A 19,740-nucleotide genomic window follows, 5' to 3' on the forward strand; every position below is an offset into this window, starting at 1 on the left:
GTCTGAAACGAGCGCCTAGGTAATTAACGGCAACGTAAAGAAAAACACATTGCCGTCCCCCGGCAAGGTGTGAACTCCGATGTCCCCGCCATGTGCTTCAATAATGTATTTGCAGATGGCAAGCCCCAGGCCGGCTCCCCCCCATTGGCTGGAGCGTGATTTATCCCCGCGGTAGAACCGCTCAAAGAGATGGGGCAAGTGCTCGGGTGCGATTTCTGTACCGTTATCACTCACACTAACCTTCAGCCGCTTCCCGGTATGGGAAGCGGCTATAGTTATATGTGCCTCTTCACCAGCGTATTTGATGGCATTGCCGACTAAGTTGTTAAATACCTGCGTGAGGCGGACCGCGTCTGCCCGCACCCTTCCAGCCGGAAAGGGACGGACCACAGTTAATCTGGCCCTGGCTTCAGTAAATTCATATTCCAGCGGCCGCACGATGGACTCCAGCAGAAGATCGCATTCGATCTCTTCGTAGTTCATTTGCAGCTGCCCCGACTCCAGCTCCGAGAAACGGAACAAATCCTCAATCAGATCGTTTAGCTTGTCTGTCTTGTCCCGGATGATCGATAAATAACGCTCGAATTTGACCTTATCCTGTGCGACGCCATCCTGCAGACCTTCCACATATCCCCTGATGGAGGAAAGAGGGGTCCGGAGATCATGAGAGATGCTCGCTATGAGTTCATTGCGTGCTTGTTCATAAGCGTCCTGGTTCACCTTGGATTCCAGCAGACGGGTTCTCATTAGCTCGAACACAGTGCTGAACCTGCCCATTTCGTCATTGGCCCGGTATGTGATCGGGCAATCCATGTTGCCCTGCACAATCTGTTCAGCCGCGAGTGTAAGCTCCCGGAGAGGCAGCAGAATTTTGCGGGTTATCGTTCGGGTCATCCAAATTGTACAGCAGATCAGCGGGAGCACCAATAGGACCACAGGAATCATTTCATTATAAAATTTATCTGCGGATGAGCTGGTATTGCTTCCGGTGCCGACTGCTACAGAGCAAACGAGAAGCAGCGGAAGCAGGATAATGATAACCATCGAAGTAACCATCGTAAAGCGGAGGCCCGGCTTCTTCATTTAGTTCCCCCCGTAAAATTTATAGCCTATACCCCGAACGGTAAGAATGTACCGGGGATTGGCCGGATCTAATTCGATTTTTTCCCGTATCTTTTTGACATGCACTGTTACCGTATTCAGATCCCCGTATTCGTGTATTCCCCAGGCACTCCCGAAGATCTGTTCACGGGTAAACACCTGATTGGGATGGATCGCGAGGAAGCGGAGTACCTCGAATTCCCGCGCTGAGAAATGAACGGTCTCCTTGCGTACCCGGACCTCATAGGCTTTGAGATCAAGCTCCAGGCCGGGATATACGACTGTACTTTGTTGTTTTGAAGGTAAGGTTAATCCGTTGAAACGCCTCAGCTGAGCCTTAACCCTGGCCACAATTTCACCTGGACTGAAGGGCTTTACCACATAATCATCCGCTCCCAGACCTAGCCCCAGGATTTTGTCGGAATCCCGTTTTTTTGCGCTGAGCATAATGATGGGAACATCGGACTCCGTACGTATCCTGCGGCATACCTCCATTCCATCAAGCAGCGGCAGCATAATATCAAGGACTACCAGCTGCGGATGAAACTGTCCGAAAGCCCGGAGCGCTTCTTCACCGTCAGGGCAGATGATCACCTCATACCGCTCGATCTCCAAATAATCCTTGATCAGCTCGGCGATCTCCAGCTCATCTTCGACAATCATAATCCGTTCACTTGCCATAGTAAGGACACACCCGTTTTTTGTAGGATATAGTTCTATATAAGAAGCACTTATGGTTTGAACTTGAAGCTTAGTCGTCACTGCGGTGAACATTTGGACTTCCGGCCGCTGTTGTCACCAGATTTCTTGATCTAATCCGCTGTTCGCGGTTGAAATCCGTTGACAAAGGCGGTCGCTACCGCTCCTACAGTTCCAAATTTCCCCTCCGCTTCTTTCGCTTTTTGTTTATATCTTTAGTGCATCTTATATAGTGACCATCATATATGATTTGGATATTTCCGTAAATCAGGACGTTTCAAAACCGATCATGGAGAATAAAATCAATACTGCGCCAGCAACAATGATCAACAGATAGAGAATACGTTTTTTCATAGTCAGGTCTCCTTGGATTTAATTTATTGATTATTTAATTTCCATGTTCCGGAAGCTCATGATCCCCACCCAGGCAAATACGAGAATGGTTGCAATGGGAATCGAAATTAAGAGAGTAAGCTGATACGTTGTCGGCTGTGGGATGGTGATATCCATCACAAGCTTAAATACGGAATGCTCATAAAATTCTCTGTACACGGCCCATTTGCCGCTCAGCCACTCTGAGAGAGTGTCGAAGAATAGCATTACCAGCAGCACCGCGCCAATCGTTACGCCGCTTATTGTTGTTGTGACAGCGAACACGGCAACCATGGAGGCAAAGGCAGCTGCATATAGTATCGTGAAGGCAAGTGTACGAAATAAATATAGGGCGGCAGGAATTTCCGGGAGGCTTCCGAAGCCATTCAGCAAACTGCCGGCTATCACACATATGACAGGGACGATTAAAGACAAAATGATGATTCCGATAGAATAGGCCGTCAACTTGGCAGTATAAATCTGTCTGCGGCTGTACCCCGAAGCAACCGAGATTTTCATAATCCCAAGGCCATGCTCACCTGAGAGAAAGAAGCCTCCTACTACGGCTAAAGAGACTTTAAGCACAATCGTATTCACTTGAACACCTTGGCCGAGCCCTGATATCCCGCTGAAAACCTTCTGACCTGAGCCCATAAAATGGATAACTCCGGATAAGATGACCGCCACGAAGATAAAAGTGAAACAGAGAATCCGGAACGAGGGCTCTTTGTATAATTTGTACAGCTCAGACCGTAACAGATTTGCCATTTGCCGCCCCTCCAATCAGCTTGGTATAATACCGTTCCAGCTTTTCGCCCTTCGGCATGAACTGCTGGACTTCCAGACCTGCTGCAAACAGCTTAGCCGAGAGCGCACCGGGAGGGCCGAACGGTTCATATAAGCGGATGATACCGTCAGCATCTAATTCATATTCCGTTGTCTGCCATTCTTCCTGTATAATTCCTATGGCCTTCTCTGGTGAGTCTACCTTGATGTGCAGGTATTGCCTGCACTTGGCCTGAAGCTCGCTTACAGACAATTGCTCCAGCATTCGCCCGTTGTGAATAATCCCGTAATCCGTTGCCAGCAAATGCAGCTCACTCAGAATATGGCTGGAAATCAGAATGCTGATGCCCTTGTCCCTATTTAAATGAAGCAATAATTCTCTTAATTCAACAACCCCCACAGGATCGAGTCCGTTGGTAGGTTCGTCAAGAATAAGCAGCTCAGGGTTGCCGAGCAGTGAAACCGCCAGACCCAGCCGCTGCTTCATACCCAATGAGAAGTTGGCAGCGATTTTGCTGCCGGCCTGCTCCAGTCCTACCAGTGCTAAGGTTTGGCGGATCTGCGTTTTGTCACGGATACCCTTTTGCAGCCGGAATACCTCCAGGTTCTCTGCGGCTGATAGATGAGGGAAAAGGGCGGGTGTCTCAATAGTCGTGCCAATCCTTTTTCTCGCCTGCACAAGCTGTGCGCCTTCCTTATATCCGAATAATTCGATTTGGCCTGAGGTTGGCCTGGACAGTCCTGCCGCTATCCGCATAAGAGTTGATTTTCCGGCGCCGTTCTGGCCTATGAACCCATAGATGCTGCCCCGGCGTATCGACAGGTCGACACGGTCCAGTGCTGGGTGATGCTTGTAATGCTTGGATAATTGGTGTGCCTGTAGCACATATTCGCTCATGCGTTCTCCCACCTCATTAGATTTCTATGTACTTAAAGTGTCTGCCGGCTTTCTCTCATTCTAGCGGCCCGTTATAAACGTTCACCCCGTCTAATCTGAACAGGCCATAAAGATTTCATTAACATTTGATAAACATTCCGCAAAAAATGACCAATCCTTCAAGTAAAATGGCGAGCAGCGGCTCTTTGTTTAAATTACAATTTCAGTAGGATGGCAATTCTCATAATTTTCGGGGTAAGTCCTTTATTCTGCGTATGGGAAAAAATAATATCGGCTTGTAGAATGGTACTGAGGATTGTAAACGCTTGCGCACAATTTCAGGGAGGCTATTATGCACTCAACAAATGTCAGGAACCCCGTGATCTCCGGCTACTATCCAGATCCAAGTGTAGTCCGCGTAAATGATGATTACTATTTGATTAACAGCTCTTTTGAGTATTTTCCCGGCGTCCCTATCTTCCATAGCAAGGATCTGATTCACTGGACGCCGATAGGACATGTATTGACCCGGAAGTCCCAGGTGGACCTGCGGACAAGCGGCAGCTCTGACGGTATATATGCCGCTACGATACGCCATCATGCAGGCCGCTTTTATATGATTACTACGGATGTGAGGGGAATCGGTAATTTCTTCGTGACAGCGGACAAGCCGGAAGGTCCCTGGTCAGAGCCGGTCCTGCTGCCTTATGGGGGGATTGATCCGTCCCTGTTCTTCGATGAGGATGGGCGCGCTTACGTGACTGTGCAGAATGGAGCCGGCTATGAATCCCATATTATCCAGTACGAGATTCATCCGGAGTCCGGTGAAGTGCTGTCTGAGCCTGTGGAGATCTGGCGGGGGGATGAGGGTCCATGGGTAGAAGGGCCGCATCTGTATAAAATCAAAGGCGTCTACTACCTGATGACGGCATCGGGCGGCACCGCCCGGGATCACCGGGAGATCATTGCCCGCAGCAGCAACCCTTACGGGCCGTTTGAGAATAAGCCTGAACCTATACTGACCCACCGCGGGCTGAAGGAGCATCCGGTTCAATGCCTGGGCCATGCGGATCTGGTAGAGGATACGTCCGGGAAGTGGTGGGCCGTCTTTCTGGGCATGCGTCCGGTGGACGGCAAATACTCTCCGCTGGGCAGAGAGACCTTCCTGGCTCCGGTTACCTGGACGGAAGAAGGCTGGCCATTGATTGACAACAATGAAGGAACCGTTGTCTCCGCTGAAGATTCCAGTCCGGATGACGTTACTCAGCGTATGGAGCTGAGCGGAGGCTTCGGCCCGGAATGGGCTTTTCTGCGCTGCTACGAGCAGGAACGGTATTCCTGGACAGAGCGCGATGGCAAGCTTGCCGTCCGGGGGAATGCCTACACGCTGGATGATGAGGCGCCGGCAGTGTTGGCCTGTATCCGCCAGAAGCATCACCGGATGGAGATAGGCGTAAGTCTGGATTTTGATCCCGCGAAGGATGGGGAGTATGCCGGACTGGCCGCCCGCCTGAACAACCGGGGATACATCTTCTGGGGACTCGCCGGCCGGAGTGGCAGACGGGTTATGGAGCTTACCGTCAAGGACGGGGACCAGAAGCAGATATATCATTACCCGGCGGGGAGCACCGGAGAGGTACGGCTCCGCCTCCGTTCGGACGGAGAGGTCTATACCTGCTCGTATTCTGAGGATGGCATCTCCTGGCATGACGCAGAGCAGAAGGTACATGTATCCGTCCTGTCACCTGAGGTGAACGGCGGATTCACCGGTGTCTGCCTGGGACTTCACGCCTCGGGAGAGGGTGCGGATGCTGCGGCTCCGGGTTATTTTGCAGAATTCTATTACACAAATACAAAAGGAGATGTCTTATGACACATTTGCCGAAACCTAATGAACCGCTCGTTACCCACATCTATACTGCGGACCCGTCCGCCCATGTCTATGAAGGGAAAATCTACATTTATCCTTCCCATGACCTGGATCACGATGGACCGGATAATGATAACGGGGACCAGTATGCAATGGAAGACTATCATATTCTGTCACTGGATAACTTTGAATCACCGGTAGTGGATCATGGCCAGGCGCTCCATCTGGATCAGATCCCCTGGGCCTCCAAGCAGCTCTGGGCTCCGGATGCAGCCTATAAGAATAATACCTATTACCTGTTCTTCCCGGCCCGTGACCACGACGGAATATTCCGGATTGGTGTGGCTACCTCTGCTTCACCGGCAGGCCCGTTTGACCCGCAGCCCGATTACATCGCTGGCAGCTATAGTATCGATCCGGCTGTATTGGTGGATGACGATAACCAGGCTTATATCTATTTCGGCGGTCTTTGGGGAGGGCAGCTGGAGAAATGGCAGACTGGCACATTCGTGGCGGATGCGGAAGGGCCTGCTCTGGATGCGCCGGCGATTGGGCCGCGTGTGGCTCTGCTGAGCGAGGATATGCTGTCTTTTCAGGAGCAGCCTGCGGAGATCTCGATTGTAGATGAAGAGGGCAACCCGATTCTTGCCGGGGATGAGCAGCGGAGATACTTCGAAGGACCCTGGGTCCACAAGTACAACGGGTATTATTATCTCTCTTACTCGACAGGAACACAGCACACGCTGGTGTATGCCGTCAGCCGGAATCCGCAGGGTCCCTTTACCTTCAAGGGAGAAATTCTCTCCCCGGTCATTGGCTGGACCACCCATCACTCCATCGTTCAATTCGGGGACAAGTGGTATCTGTTCTATCACGACAGCTCATTATCAGGCGGCGTGAACCATAAGCGCAGCGTGAAATACACCGAGCTTAAATATAATGAAGACGGAACAATTCAGAAGATTGATCCATACCCGGCTTCTGCTGAATCAGCGGAGTAATCCGCAGACTCAGCAGCTTCCAGTACAGCAGACTGTATGACAGCAGAACAAACGGCAGCTTCCCCGCGGAGGCTGCTTTTTTGCTGTATGTAGACTGAATAATCCGGCAATGTGAACCGCACGTTAGCACGTTAGAATAAGCCCGGACAAGCTGCCGATTCACGCGTAAGAGACAGGGAGAATTTTCCGCTTCCCCATTCCGGATTCGTGCCGGCAGCGCTGAGGTTCTTAAGTTCACATCGTATTCGTGTTAATGTTGTACGTAGTACAACTTCGATACCCGGATATCCGCGTGTTTGGCAGGATTGTTGTACGAAATACAGCAATTATCCTGCTAAACCGTCTGGAGGCAGTGAAATGATGCCTTTTGTACAACAATTTCGGATTTGTGCCGGGATAGTGAGGGAAATGTTGTATTTGGTGCAGGATTTTATAAAATAAGCTGCTCCTGCTTCTGCTCGAAGGGAATCTGGACAGTAAAAAAGTAAGATGTACCGTCAACTTAAACAGAGCATGTCTCAGGACTATTGGAGATGTGCTCTATTTGGTTATAGGCTGTTGCAGACTTTCCTTTAATTTGGCCAGTGTATCTTTAATTTCGCTTCTACTTGGACCGGCAGCTCCTGCTATATATTAAATTTGGATAAAGAATAAAAGGGGGGTACAGCAGGATTTTTTATGAATGCGTTTCCAATAATACACCGTTTGAACTAGCAGTATCGAAGATCATCCCCATTACATGAGGAGAGTGGACAATGATATCTCATACCCAAACACGCAAACTTCGCAGACTGACTTCAACCGTAATAAGTGCGGCGCTACTTGCAGGCTTGCTGCCGCAGACCGCTCTGGCCGGAGATACCTGGCCGTTCAAAGGGGACAGCGCGCATGGAGCTAACCAGCCGAGTATACATGGCTACACCAGCAATCAAATCGCGGGTTGGAGTCCTGAGACCGATCCGGATGCGGAGCTGCTTCGTTCCCGCGTGCCTTTACAGAAGCGGATTTCATCTTTCACGGCTACACAGGCCAATCCTAAGCTGAGTCCGGATGTCAAGATGATGAATGTCGCAGGCGATTATGGAAATGCCTTCATTGAAAATGCTCCTTATACCAACAAGTTTGCCCAATATCACTTCAATTTCTGGCAGTATGTTGATTATTATTCGTATTGGCATGGTACTGCAACGGCATATACGCCGCCGGAATATTACGATGATCTGGCCCAGTCCGACTGGCAGCAGAAGTGGTTTGAGTTCGGCATGCTTAATATTCCGAATCCAACCTATACGGATGCCGCGCATAAGAATGGTGTCATGTCGCTGGCCGGTGTGTTTTTCTCCAACAATGACCGCGGACAGCAAACCTACAAACAAATGATTGTGAAGGATGAGAACGGTGACTTCCCGGTCGCCAGGAAAATGATTGAAATGGCAAATTACTTCGGCTTCGACGGCTATTTCCTTAATCAGGAAGAGGTGAGCCCGAATGTTGCTACAGCCGATATTCCCGATTACATTGCTTTCATGAAGGTGCTGCAACAAGGCGGGTTATATGTCCAGTGGTACGATTCATTAACTACAAACAACGGCTCCAATACCTTTACAAGAACCTTTAGTAATAACAATATTTCGATGCTGTATGATAAAACGGCAAAAGAGCCGGTTTCAAACTCCTTTTTCTTCGATTACGGAGTGAATAGCACCCATATTAATACAGCTATAGGCTATTTGGCTGGAATGAATGAGGATGAAGGGACAAATTACAATCTGTTTGATATTGGCTTTGCCGGACTTGAAGCAGGCCGTGACCGTTTCAAGAGCGTACAGGGAACTGCTCTGAAAGACAAGTTGACAGCAGGCGGAGCTCCGCGTTTAAGCATCGCTACGCTCGGAGCTGATTTCGTCCATGCCGGTCTTGACGAGGATATGGGACAAGCGTGGCCTGTCTCCAAACGCACCGACAATGATTACCAGTGGATGACCCATCTGCGGGAGCAGCTCTGGTGGTCAGGTCCGAATGTGAACCCCGGCAATACAACCGTTTCGCCCGCGAATACGGTGGCGGATGTCTATGCGGATAACCGCTACTGGCCGGGAATTTCTTCGGTCATTGCGGAACGCTCAGTGGTTCAGAATTCCAACTTCTATACGAATTTCAATACCGGGCATGGTATTTCCTATTATGTTAACGGGGAAAAGTCGAATAAGGAAGAATGGTCCAACATGAGCCTTCAGGATATTCCTGTAACGTGGCAATGGTGGCAGGATACCCTGGGCAACCGCTTGACGGTTGATTACGACTACGGTCCGGAATATACAATGACAGACAATTCACGCATGAGCTATAAGCAGATCGGCGGCTTCAACGGAGGCAGTTCACTGGTTGTGAACGGGGCGCTGGACAAGGAGAATTTCCTCCGCTTGTACAAGAGCGACCTGTCTGTACAGGCAACGTCCCAGCTGTCGATTGCTTATAACAAGTCTTCAGCCGACGATGCTTCTGTCTTGAGTGCAGGCCTGATCTTCAAGGACAATCCGTCCAAGGTAGTCAAGGTACCTGTGGAGAACAGCGGCAAACAAACCATGGGCTGGGCAACGGCAGAGCTAGATCTGGGGGCTTACGCAGGTAAAGAAATCGCGGCCTTTGGCCTGGTATTTACACCGGGTGCAAGCACAATCCCAGGTTATCAGGTAAACATCGGCCAAATCCGCATCTCTGACGGTTCAGCCGTGAAGCCGGCCGCGCCAACCCGTCTGGTGGTTACGCAGGCCTTGCCGAATACGAATGAAATGATTCTGAAGTGGGATCTGAACAGCGATTATTCCCAGGTGAAGCAATACAATGTATATGTGAACGACATCTTTATGGGCGGCAAATATGACGAAACGTTCTACATCAAACAGCTGCCAGCCAAATCCGGTATAATTAAAGTCATTCCTGTAGGAGCGGACGGAGTAGAAGGGGAAGCGGCTACAGTGTCCTTTAATTTGTACTCGGCGGTATCGGGTATTGAAGCCGAATCAAGCGAGAACGGCGATCTCCTGGTCAAGTGGTCCGGTTCAGACGCTGCCGGAAACGTTAAGGTGACGGTGAAATCGGTAAACTGGATTACAACCGCAGAGCCTGTCTCCAGACAATTGATCCTGCCGCAAGGGACAACCTCGGCATTGTTCAGCGATATGCCAATTAATGGGGACGAGTTCACTGTAACCATCCAGGCAGGCAACTCGGATATTGTAACCTATAATGGTACGTTCATTGATAAGCTGTCGGAGCCTTATGCGGAAGCATGGTCCTGGAATGGAAATACACTGAGCCTGCCAATGCCGAACACACGGGACTGGAGGTACATGTACGTCTATGAAGACGGAGTTCCTAAGTCTTTTGCGGTAACCTATTTATCAGGGGCAGCAGCGCAAAAGCCGATGATTATCCGCGGCCGCACCACGAAGGCGAGCCTTAGCTTTACGTCGACCAAAGCAGTAACAGTGGTGATGGAGGATTACAGCGGGAACAAATCCCAGCCGCTGCAGCTGGATAAGCGGTACAATGTAACCTTTAACAGTAACGGCGGCCAGCCGAAAGCGAAGGTTGTTCAGGTTATGAACGGCGCGTTTGTGACTGCACCGAATGTAGCGAGAGAAGGTTATGTGCTGGAAGGCTGGTATAACGGTAATGCGAGATGGCACTTTGCCTCTGACACGGTGAATGGTCCGCTTACGCTGCAGGCGAAATGGACCGCGCTGCCGCCGGATGTACAGGTGGTCAGTGAAGGCTCGTTCCGAGCAGGACAGGATGGGGTGCTTCGCGCTGTAGGTAAAGGTTCCGGCACATTAGTCTATGCCTGGTATGCCGATCAGGGAGAAGGATACGGTGAAGTTATTGCCGCTGGCGATACGCTGACACTTACAGATCTGACAGAAGATATGAGCGGTTACCGCTATAAGGTCATTGTGACCGGCGAAGGCGGCTTGACCGCAGAGAAGGAATATAACCTGCAGGTCTTTCCGGCGGAAATCCAATGGATGACCCCGGCCTTTGTGATGGACTTGCCATCGGTACTTGAGACGGTTGCCGGGGAGCCGATCGCGCTTGCCGTCGATACATCAGGAGATATTGCCTCGATTGAGTGGGAAAGGAAGCGTGCTGCCGATGAGGAATGGCAGACGGTTCCGAACGTTACCGGCGCGGTATACCGGTTCAATCCATTATTCGAAGAGGATGGAACGAATTATCGTGTTGTGCTGACCGGCAAAGAGGCCACAGACCCGGTGCGTATTGTTGGCTCACCACTGGCACTGAAGGTCTATCCGCAGCATGAAGCTCCGGCGATTGCTTCATTTACGGCGACAAGCCAATCGGTAATGGAAGGTAACGATGTGACCTTTACAGTTGTCGCCGATTCCGTATATGGTGAACTGGGCTACAGCTGGTTCAAAGATGATCTGGTTATAGAGGATGCTCTTGGCAGCAGCCTGACCCTTGCCAAGGCGCAACTTTCTGATAAGGGCGTTTATAAGGCGCGTGTAGAGAATACCCGCATCGTTGGCGGCCGCCCTTATGTGGACGCGGCGGATACAGAGGTTATTACTCTGACTGTAAACCGTCAGCCGGTGACGCCGACTAATCCTCCGTTGACGGCAACCAATCCTCCGGTGGCTGCTCTGCCAACAGCAACACCTGTACCGGCTGCAACACCGGCGCCTGCGACTGCAGCTGCAGTGATATCAGCCGCACAGCTGGGCAGTCAGGCAGTGAACGGTGTAGTTACCGTGCAGATACAGCAAGCGGTCACAATTGAGCTTCCGGTTAACGCCGGTGAGCTGCTGGGAACGAATTCCCTGCGTGTGCAAGGAGACAGAATCGGGCTGGTACTGGCACCGGAGCTGCTGAAGCAGCTGGCCGAAGCCGTACCTGCTGCCCAGGGTAACGGTGCAAAGATCGTGCTGCAAGCAGAATTCAAGACACTTGCGCAAGCTTCGCTGAAGACGGAAGCAGGTGTATCGCTTAAGGGACAATTCCTGGACTATGATCTGAGACTGTCCCTGGCAGATGGAACCGTTAAGCGTCCCGGCAGTTACGCTTCTCCTGTTAGTATTAGCTGGCCGGCTGGTGAAGGACTTAATCCGAAGCTGCTTGGCCTGTACCGTGTAGGCAGTGACGGTACACTCACTTATCTGGGAGGATCTGCTGCGGCCGGCAGTCTTACAGCCGAACTTGACGGCAACGGCACTTACGCACTGCTGGAGTATACGAAGCAGTTCAACGATGTTCCGGTTACGCACTGGGCCTTCGAAGCCTTGCGTGAGCTGTCTGCGAAGCATCTGATCAAGGGGATATCGGAGCAGGCTTATCAGCCGGGCCGGGATATTACCCGGGCTGAATTCGTGCAGCTGATGGCCGGCACGCTGCAGCTAAGCGGCAGCGGCACCACTTCCTTCAGTGATGTTCCGGCAGGCGCCTGGTATCAGCAGGCACTCTCCGGCATGGTTCAGGCCGGTCTGATTACCGGCCGTACGCCGGAGTCCTTCCAGCCGGCCGCAGCAATCAGCCGGGAGGAGATGACCGTCATTCTGATGCGCGCTTACCGGCTGCAGCAGGGTTCAATCCCGGCCGCAACGGGCAGCCTGTCTATTAAGGATGCTGGAGACATCTCCGGCTGGGCAGCGGATCAGGTGGCTGAAGCCGCTGCGCTTGGCCTCGTGAAAGGGCGGGCTGACGGAACCTTCGCGCCCAAAGCTCCCGCCACCCGGGCAGAAGCTGCGCAGATGCTGCTGAATTATTTGAAATAAGCCTGGCGGGCGGTAAGGAAAGACCGCCGGCTCAAGCCATAAACAAGGCGCTCACCCCCTGAACAGTATTTAGGGGGGAGCGCTTCTTGTGTATCATAATGATAAGCGTAGGCTGACAAACTTGAAGCCAATGCTTCCGAAGTGAGTTTGTACGAAGTGGTTTCACAGAAGAGTAGGCTAACAAACTTTAGGGAGGTGGACTATGCGGAGTAATTCCCTGTACCGCAAGTATTTTAAAGATAATATGTTTATGCGCTTCACCCTTATTGTCTCCTGTATCTTCATTGCAACGATTATTGCCTTCTCGTATCTGGTGCTGATGCTGATCTCGGATTCTGCGGTGCAGCGGCAGATGGATATCCAGCGCAAGACGATGGAGAGCATCAGCAACTATGTGGAGAACAAATACCAGTCCGTCCAGGACATGATGCGTGATGTCTACCGGGACGGGAGTCTGGCGAGCAACACCACATTTCTGCTGGAGCATCCCTTCGGCGAATATGTCGAGCACCGGCTGGACCGCTACTTGCTCGGGGATCAGACAACGTCTAACGCCGTACAGTATTTCCAGAACAAGATCGACGATGATCCCGATATCCGCAGCCTGATGCTGTACAGTGCCAATCAGCAGGTGATGTACTATTATGACAACCGCAGGCAGTTTGAACGGGTATCCACCAACGCGGCCCATTCCTTTGTCCCGGATTCGATGGTTCTGGATGAGGAGAGCCTGGTGTCCGTGCCGAATATTTGGGTGCTGAAGAGCATCGGCATGCAGAGAACCCCTATGTTCTCGGTGAAGATTCCCATTACCAATAAGTCATCGCTGCTCAATATCGGCCAGCTGCTGGTCTACTTCGATTCCGAATCGATCTGGCAGGCGATGAATAATTATAAGCAGGATTTCAAAGGCGAGATTCTTGTGCTCTCTGCCCAGAATGAAGTCATCTTTGACACTTCGGGTCAAGGGTACGGCCGCAAATATTTGCAGCTGCAAGGGGCGAACTCCGGGGAGGAAATCTCCATGGGCGGAATGCTGGTCACCAGCCTGACCCAGAGCCAGGCCGGCTACACGGTGGTCAGCCTGATCTCCAAGAAGGAGCTTGCCGAAACCTATAGCAGCGCACGCAATACTATTGTTACGATTGCCCTCGTCTGTATTCTGTTCGCCGTGCTGCTGCCGGCGATGTTTATTTCGAATTTTGCCAAACGGACGCACCGCATTATCCGCTTCACCCGCAAAGTGAAAAACGGGGATTTGAACACCCGGATTATAGACAACCGTGAGGATGAACTGGGCCAGATTGCCAAGAGCTTCAACAGCATGCTGGATGAACTGAACCAGTACATTGATCAGGTGTACAAAGCTGAAATCAAGCAGAAGCATACGGAAATCGCTACCCTGGAGGCAAGGGTGAATCCGCATTTTCTCTATAATACGCTGGAGGTTATACGGATGCGGGCTATTTCGAGCGGCGCGAAGGATGTGGGCGAGATGATCTACAGCCTGTCTGTGCTGTTCAAATCGTATGTCCGTCCGAAGGTGAAGTATACGTTCAAGGATGAGCTGGAAGCCTGCCGCATGTACCTGGAGCTGTTCCGGATCCGTTACAAGGACCGGTTCTCCTATACCATTGAATGCAGTAAAGAGCTGGAGCCTATTCCTGTACTCAAAATGTCCCTTCAGCCCGTGATCGAAAATTATATTCTGCACGGCATGCGCACCGGACAAACCGGCAACGTGATCAGCATCAGGGTCCATCCGGATGATCACAACAATATACGGGTTGTTGTCACGGACAACGGCCTGGGGATTGCCGGGGAGAAGCTGAACCAGCTCCGGCTGGGACTGGAGGATAACCGGGAATTGTCCGGATCAGAGTCGTTCGGGCTGCGGAGCATTCATGAGCGGTTAAGGCTGATGTACGGCAAGCCGTACGGGGTTGAGCTGGCCAGTGAAGCGGGGGCCGGAACCGAGGTCACTATTACTTTTCCATATCCCGTCAAGGAGGAGACAGATCATGTATAAGGTGTTTATTGTCGATGATGAGCCGTTCATTCTTAGCGGCCTGCAGGATATATTGGACTGGGAGCAGCTGGGCCTTACGATTGTGGGACAAGCCGAGAACGGGCAGGAGGCGCTGGAGCAGCTGCGGGAGGTGCCTGCGGATATTCTCATAACCGACATTTCCATGCCCGTGATGACCGGCCTGGAGCTGATCCGTGCGGTCCAGGAATTCCGTCCGGAGCTGAAGGTGGTTGTGCTGAGCGGATATGATGAATTCATGTATGTCAAAGAAGGCCTGGCTCTCGGGATTGAGAATTATCTGCTCAAGCCGATCAATCTGGAGGAATTCCAGAGCACGCTGGAGACGATTGCCGAGAAGCTGAATGTCTCCAGGCTGGATACAGAGTGGTCGGAGTATACGAACTCCGTACTGAAGGATAATGTGCTGCTCCGCTGGCTGCGGAAGCAGATTGACCCGGACGAACTGTCCGAACGGCTGAATCTCCTGGGCTTGTCAATCAGCAGCCGGTATGTGGAGGTTGCTCTGGTCCAGGCAGACCCGGAAACGGAAGCCTTCCGGAAGAATGCCGCCGCTCTCCTCGGTACCCGCGCTTCGTTCTTCATGTTCTGGGACTCGGACAATGATCTGGTGCTCATACATAATTTCGCGGACGAACGCAAAGGGAAGGAAGAGATGGCTTCCATTCTGGAGGAAATCACCGGCCTGGGCTCTCCCGGCCAGCGGCTGCGCGCTGCGGTTGGAGCCGTCATGGACGGGGTGCAGGCTGCTCCGGCCAGCTATGAGCAGGCGAAGCAGGCTCAGGAATTTCTGGAGATCTACCCGGAGCGCAGCCTGATCTATTATGAACAGCTGAAGGAGCGCAAGGAGGATATTGAAGCCGCTTTGCCGGAGGACTGGAGCGAGTATTCGAAATTAATTATGGCCAAGAATCTTCCGGCGCTGACCGAGCGGCTCGAATTGTATTTCTCTGCGAAATGTATGGAAGGGTTGACCCCTGAGCTGCTCCGGGAGATTTCCCTGGAATGGATTCTGTATTTCCGCATGCTGATTAAAGAGATCCGCAGTGAAATGGAGCGGGAGCTTATTGCGCAGGGGCTGAACGAGATCCACAGGGCGAATTCGCTGCCGGGTCTGTCCGCCGCAGTCATGCAGACGGCCGGAAGCATCATCGAACTGCTGGACCGTGAGCTGAAGAGTCCGGTTGTGAACCAGGTGCTGAATTACATTGAGAAATCCTACAGTGAGGATCTGTCACTGAAGAAGCTGGGCTTCATGTTTAATATTCACCCCGTGTATCTGGGCCAGCTGTTTCACAAAATGACCGGTGATTCCTTTGCAGAATATTTGAACCGTTACCGGATTGAGAAAGCAAAAGAGCAGCTTCGTTCGACAAACAACAAGGTACATGAGATCGCACGCAGTGTCGGCTACTGGGAAATGGGCTATTTTTATAAACAATTTAAGAAATACGTTGGCATCTCACCGACAGAATTCAAGGGGCTGCTCTAAGCAGCTCCTTATTGATAGATATATGTTATGTTTTGGGGTTAATTTCTTTATTTCATACCTGAATATATATAGTTTCTCTTCTATTTGAAAATGCTTTCATCTTATAAAGTAAAGGTATAGCTCATGGAAACCTGCAGCCGGGAAGGCCCGGCAGGCCTGGATTTCCGGACGGCTAATTAAAAGGGGGTACGGCAAATGAGTAAGAAAAAGAAACACTTCTCCTTGTTGTTGACAACGCTTTTAACCGTTTCACTGGCGCTTAGCGCATGTGGGGGGGACAGTAAGAACAATGCAGGCGGGGAAGCGGCTTCAGGAGGCAACAAAGCTGCCGAGTCTACGGAGAAACCTGTAGAGCTGATCTGGTACACTATCGGGCCACCGCAGAAGGATATGGATAAGGTGCTCACAGAAGTCAATAAATACACGCTTGAAAAAATTAACGCAACACTCGATATCAAAATGCTCGACTTCGGGGACTATACGCAAAAAATGCAGGTCATGGCTGCTTCGGGCGAGCCTATGGACATCCTGTTCACCTCTTCCTGGGCCTTCGATTATGTGCAGAATGCACGTAAGGGCGCGTTCCTGCAGCTCGATGATCTGCTGAAGAACCAGGGCAAGGGAATTGTGGACACTATTGATCCGGCGTTCCTGGAAGGCTCCAAGGTGGACGGCCATAACTATGCCATTCCTGCCAATAAAGAGCTTCCGGCTCAAGAAGTCTTCCGCTTCAACAAAGAGCTGCTGGACAAATACAAGCTGGATCTGACCAGCGTGAAAACGATGGCCGATCTGGAGCCGCTGCTCAAAACCATCAAGGAAAACGAGCCTGGAGTGACCCCGTACGCTATGGTCAAGGACTTCATGCCGATTATGCCATTTGACTATGTGATCGAGAAGATGCCGATGGCTGTATATATGGACACCAAGGACTACAAGGTCATCAACATCCTTGAGACTCCTGAAATCAAGGAAGCGCTTAAGACCGTCCGCAAATTCTATCAGGCGGGTTACATCTCTCCTGAAGTAGCCACTACATCTTCGGTGGATGACTTGTACAAAGCCGGCAAATGGTTTACTGACCGTGCCTCCACCCAGCCGATGGCCGACAATCTGTGGTCAGTAAGCTACGGGTATCCGGTTGTGTCGACACCAGCCAGTCAGCCTTATATCTACAACTGGTCCGTCATGGGCTCCATGCAGGCGATCTCCGCCAACTCTGAGTATCCTGAGAAAGCCATGGAATTCCTGAACCTGCTGAATACAGACCCTGTATTGCGCAACATGATTGACTCAGGCATCGAGGGCGTACATTACGAGAAAATCAGCGACAACATGATCAAGAATCTCCCGGATGCGAAGAACTACGATATGCCGACGTTCTCCCTGGGCAACATTATGATCAACTATCTGAATGAAGGCGACCCTGAGAACAAATGGGAAGAATTCAAGAAGTTCAATGATGCCGGTATCAATGCACCACTGCTTGGCTTCAACTTCGATACTTCCAAGGTGACGAACGAAATCGCCGCCGTTCAGAACGTGAAGGAAGAATTCTGGGCACCGCTGATGACCGGATCTGTAGATTCGGAAGAGTACCTGACCAAGGCCAATGAGAAATTAAAAGCAGCCGGTTTGGATAAAATCATCGCAGAAGCCCAATCACAGATCGACGCCTGGAAAGCAGCGAACAATAAGTAGCATTCAATTCAAGACCGGGCGGGTGATTAGACTTGGCCTGGTCTTTTTGTATCAACGGAAGAACTTTCCGGCATAGGAGGAACTAAGAGTATGGGGAAAATAGGGAAGTCCGCCAAAGATGTGTTGAAAAATAAAGTGCTGCTGTTTATGGTTCTCCCGGGCACGCTGTGGTTTTTATTCTTCTCCTACCTGCCGATGGTGGGTACGGTAATTGCATTTAAGGAGTATCGCTTCAGCCGGGATGGCTTCTGGGCCAGCATCATCAACAGCAAATGGGTCGGCTGGGATAATTTCAAGTTTCTGTTCAGCACCAATGATGCCTATCTGATCACACGCAATACTCTTTTATACAATATAGCCTTCATTGTCCTTGGCTTGATCCTGTCAGTGCTGCTGGCGGTGGTGCTGTCCGAGATAGCCAACAAGAAGCTTGCCAAGCTCTATCAAACAGGCATGTTCCTGCCATACTTTCTGTCCTGGGTCGTTGTGGGATACTTCGCGTTCAGCTTCCTTAGCTCGGAGCGGGGGCTGCTCAACGCAATGTTCGGCAGCAATATTTCCTGGTACTCGGAATCGAAATACTGGCCGTTCATTATTATATTCGTATTTCTATGGAAGGCCGTCGGTTATAACAGCGTGGTCTATCTCGCCGCAATTATGGGTATAGACAAGTCCCTCTATGAAGCGGCCATGATCGACGGGGCGAGCAAATTCCAGCAGATCCGCGGTATTACGCTGCCGATGCTGAAGCCGATCATCACCATTATGACCTTGCTTGCTATAGGGAAGATATTTTATGCCGACTTCGGGCTGTTCTATCAGGTGCCGAGAGATTCGGGGACGCTCTACAGTGTGACCAACGTAATCGATACGTATGTGTACCGTGGACTCAAGACTACCGGCGAGATTGGAATGAGTACGGCTGCAGGCTTATATCAATCGGTGGTTGGGTTCGTTCTGGTGCTTACCTCCAATTACATCGTGCGTAAATTCGATAAGGACAGTGCATTATTCTAGGGAAAAAGAAGGAAAGTGAGGTCATCCAAATGTCTGCTAATGCTAATCCTGTGAAATCGCGCGATTTTCACCGGCTGTCGTCCGTGTGGAATATCATCTTCAACTGTATTGCCGGAGGCTTTGCCATACTGTGTATCTTCCCGTTCCTGTTCGTAGTCCTCATCTCCTTCACTGACGAAGGGGCGCTTGCGCGGGACGGCTATCAGTTAATCCCGGCCAAATGGAGTCTGGAAGCCTACAAATATGTATTTGGCTCAGGGGACACGCTGCTCCGTTCCTATGGGGTAACCATTGCCGTAACGGTCATTGGCACGCTTGTCAGCCTGATCATTATTTCACTTTATGCCTATGCCATTTCACGTAAAAGCTTCAAATACCGCAATTTCTTCGCGTTTTTTGCGTTTTTCACCATGCTGTTTAACGGCGGGCTGGTTCCTACCTATATTGTGGTGACACAGATGCTGGGTCTAAAGGACACCATTTGGGCGCTGGTGCTGCCGCTGGCCGTTAATGCTTTTTACATTATGATCCTGCGGACCTTCTACATTACCAGCGTGCCGGATGCCCTGATTGAGTCGGCCAAAATTGACGGCGCCGGAGAGTTCCGCACCTTCCTGGGAATCGTGCTGCCGCTGTCCTTGCCGGGCCTCGCTACGATCGGGCTGTTCAGCACCCTGGGGTACTGGAATGACTGGTTCAATGCCCTGCTCTATATTGATAATCCGAATCTGGTGCCGCTGCAGTCGATGCTGATGCGGATTGAGACCAGTATGCAGTTCATTATGCAGAATTCGCAGAACAGTTCATTAAGTCTGGAAGCCCTCCGCAACATGCCGCAGGATACCTCGCGTATGGCGATGGTGGTACTGGCTACCGGGCCGATTATTTTTGCGTATCCGTTCTTCCAGCGTTACTTCATCCAGGGTCTTACCGTGGGTGCCGTTAAAGAATAGGAGTACAACAGGAGAAAGGGTGTGGGAGC

The 19,740-nt window shown here is 51.1% G+C and carries 12 protein-coding genes; 8 read left to right on the plus strand and 4 right to left on the minus strand.

The features are described from left to right. Window positions 1–15: 15 nt before the first annotated feature. From NSU14_RS07020 to NSU14_RS07035, 4 genes are all read right to left on the minus strand, one after another. On the minus strand, window positions 16–1,083 hold the full coding sequence (locus tag NSU14_RS07020) for a sensor histidine kinase (RefSeq protein ID WP_052421985.1): 1,068 nt from the start codon (window positions 1,081–1,083) through the stop codon (window positions 16–18). Continuing rightward, on the minus strand, window positions 1,084–1,782 hold the full coding sequence (locus NSU14_RS07025; RefSeq protein WP_039302528.1) for a response regulator transcription factor: 699 nt from the start codon (window positions 1,780–1,782) through the stop codon (window positions 1,084–1,086). A 402-nt stretch (window positions 1,783–2,184) separates the two neighbouring features. After that, window positions 2,185–2,940, minus strand: a complete 756-nt coding sequence (locus tag NSU14_RS07030) for an ABC transporter permease (RefSeq protein WP_340943760.1) — start codon at window positions 2,938–2,940, stop codon at window positions 2,185–2,187. Continuing rightward, on the minus strand, window positions 2,918–3,856 hold the full coding sequence (locus NSU14_RS07035) for an ATP-binding cassette domain-containing protein (RefSeq protein ID WP_042138942.1): 939 nt from the start codon (window positions 3,854–3,856) through the stop codon (window positions 2,918–2,920). Before NSU14_RS07035 ends, NSU14_RS07030 begins: the two co-directional genes overlap by 23 nt. A gap of 331 nt (window positions 3,857–4,187) precedes the next feature. On the opposite strand from NSU14_RS07035, the gene NSU14_RS07040 reads away from it, so the two are divergent. The 8 genes from NSU14_RS07040 to NSU14_RS07075 all read left to right on the plus strand — a co-directional run bounded on the left by NSU14_RS07040 (window position 4,188) and on the right by NSU14_RS07075 (window position 19,711). Continuing rightward, entirely contained in the window at window positions 4,188–5,708 is a 1,521-nt protein-coding gene (locus NSU14_RS07040; RefSeq protein WP_340943764.1) for a glycoside hydrolase family 43 protein, read from the plus strand. Next, complete coding sequence (locus NSU14_RS07045) at window positions 5,705–6,706, plus strand: glycoside hydrolase family 43 protein (protein WP_340943766.1); 1,002 nt, start codon at window positions 5,705–5,707, stop codon at window positions 6,704–6,706. The genes NSU14_RS07040 and NSU14_RS07045 overlap by 4 nt, the downstream gene beginning before the upstream one ends. Window positions 6,707–7,461: 755 nt before the next feature. Continuing rightward, complete coding sequence (locus NSU14_RS07050; protein WP_340943769.1) at window positions 7,462–12,501, plus strand: endo-beta-N-acetylglucosaminidase; 5,040 nt, start codon at window positions 7,462–7,464, stop codon at window positions 12,499–12,501. A 202-nt stretch (window positions 12,502–12,703) separates the two neighbouring features. Continuing rightward, window positions 12,704–14,530 (plus strand): cache domain-containing sensor histidine kinase, encoded by a 1,827-nt coding sequence (locus NSU14_RS07055; RefSeq protein WP_042138939.1) that lies wholly within the window; start codon window positions 12,704–12,706, stop codon window positions 14,528–14,530. Beyond that, window positions 14,523–16,040, plus strand: a complete 1,518-nt coding sequence (locus NSU14_RS07060; protein WP_042138938.1) for a response regulator transcription factor — start codon at window positions 14,523–14,525, stop codon at window positions 16,038–16,040. The genes NSU14_RS07055 and NSU14_RS07060 overlap by 8 nt, the downstream gene beginning before the upstream one ends. Before the next feature lie 195 nt (window positions 16,041–16,235). Further along, window positions 16,236–17,741 carry an ABC transporter substrate-binding protein gene (locus tag NSU14_RS07065; RefSeq protein ID WP_042138937.1) on the plus strand — a complete coding sequence of 502 codons (1,506 nt, stop codon included), beginning with the start codon at window positions 16,236–16,238 and terminating at the stop codon, window positions 17,739–17,741. 90 nt (window positions 17,742–17,831) lie between these two features. Further along, complete coding sequence (locus NSU14_RS07070) at window positions 17,832–18,758, plus strand: ABC transporter permease (protein ID WP_042138936.1); 927 nt, start codon at window positions 17,832–17,834, stop codon at window positions 18,756–18,758. A gap of 29 nt (window positions 18,759–18,787) precedes the next feature. Further along, complete coding sequence (locus tag NSU14_RS07075) at window positions 18,788–19,711, plus strand: carbohydrate ABC transporter permease (protein WP_042138935.1); 924 nt, start codon at window positions 18,788–18,790, stop codon at window positions 19,709–19,711. The last annotated feature ends 29 nt before the right edge of the window (window positions 19,712–19,740 follow it).

The sequence above is a fragment of the Paenibacillus sp. FSL R10-2771 genome, from assembly GCF_038000205.1.
Lineage (GTDB): Bacteria > Bacillota > Bacilli > Paenibacillales > Paenibacillaceae > Paenibacillus_AQ > Paenibacillus_AQ phytohabitans.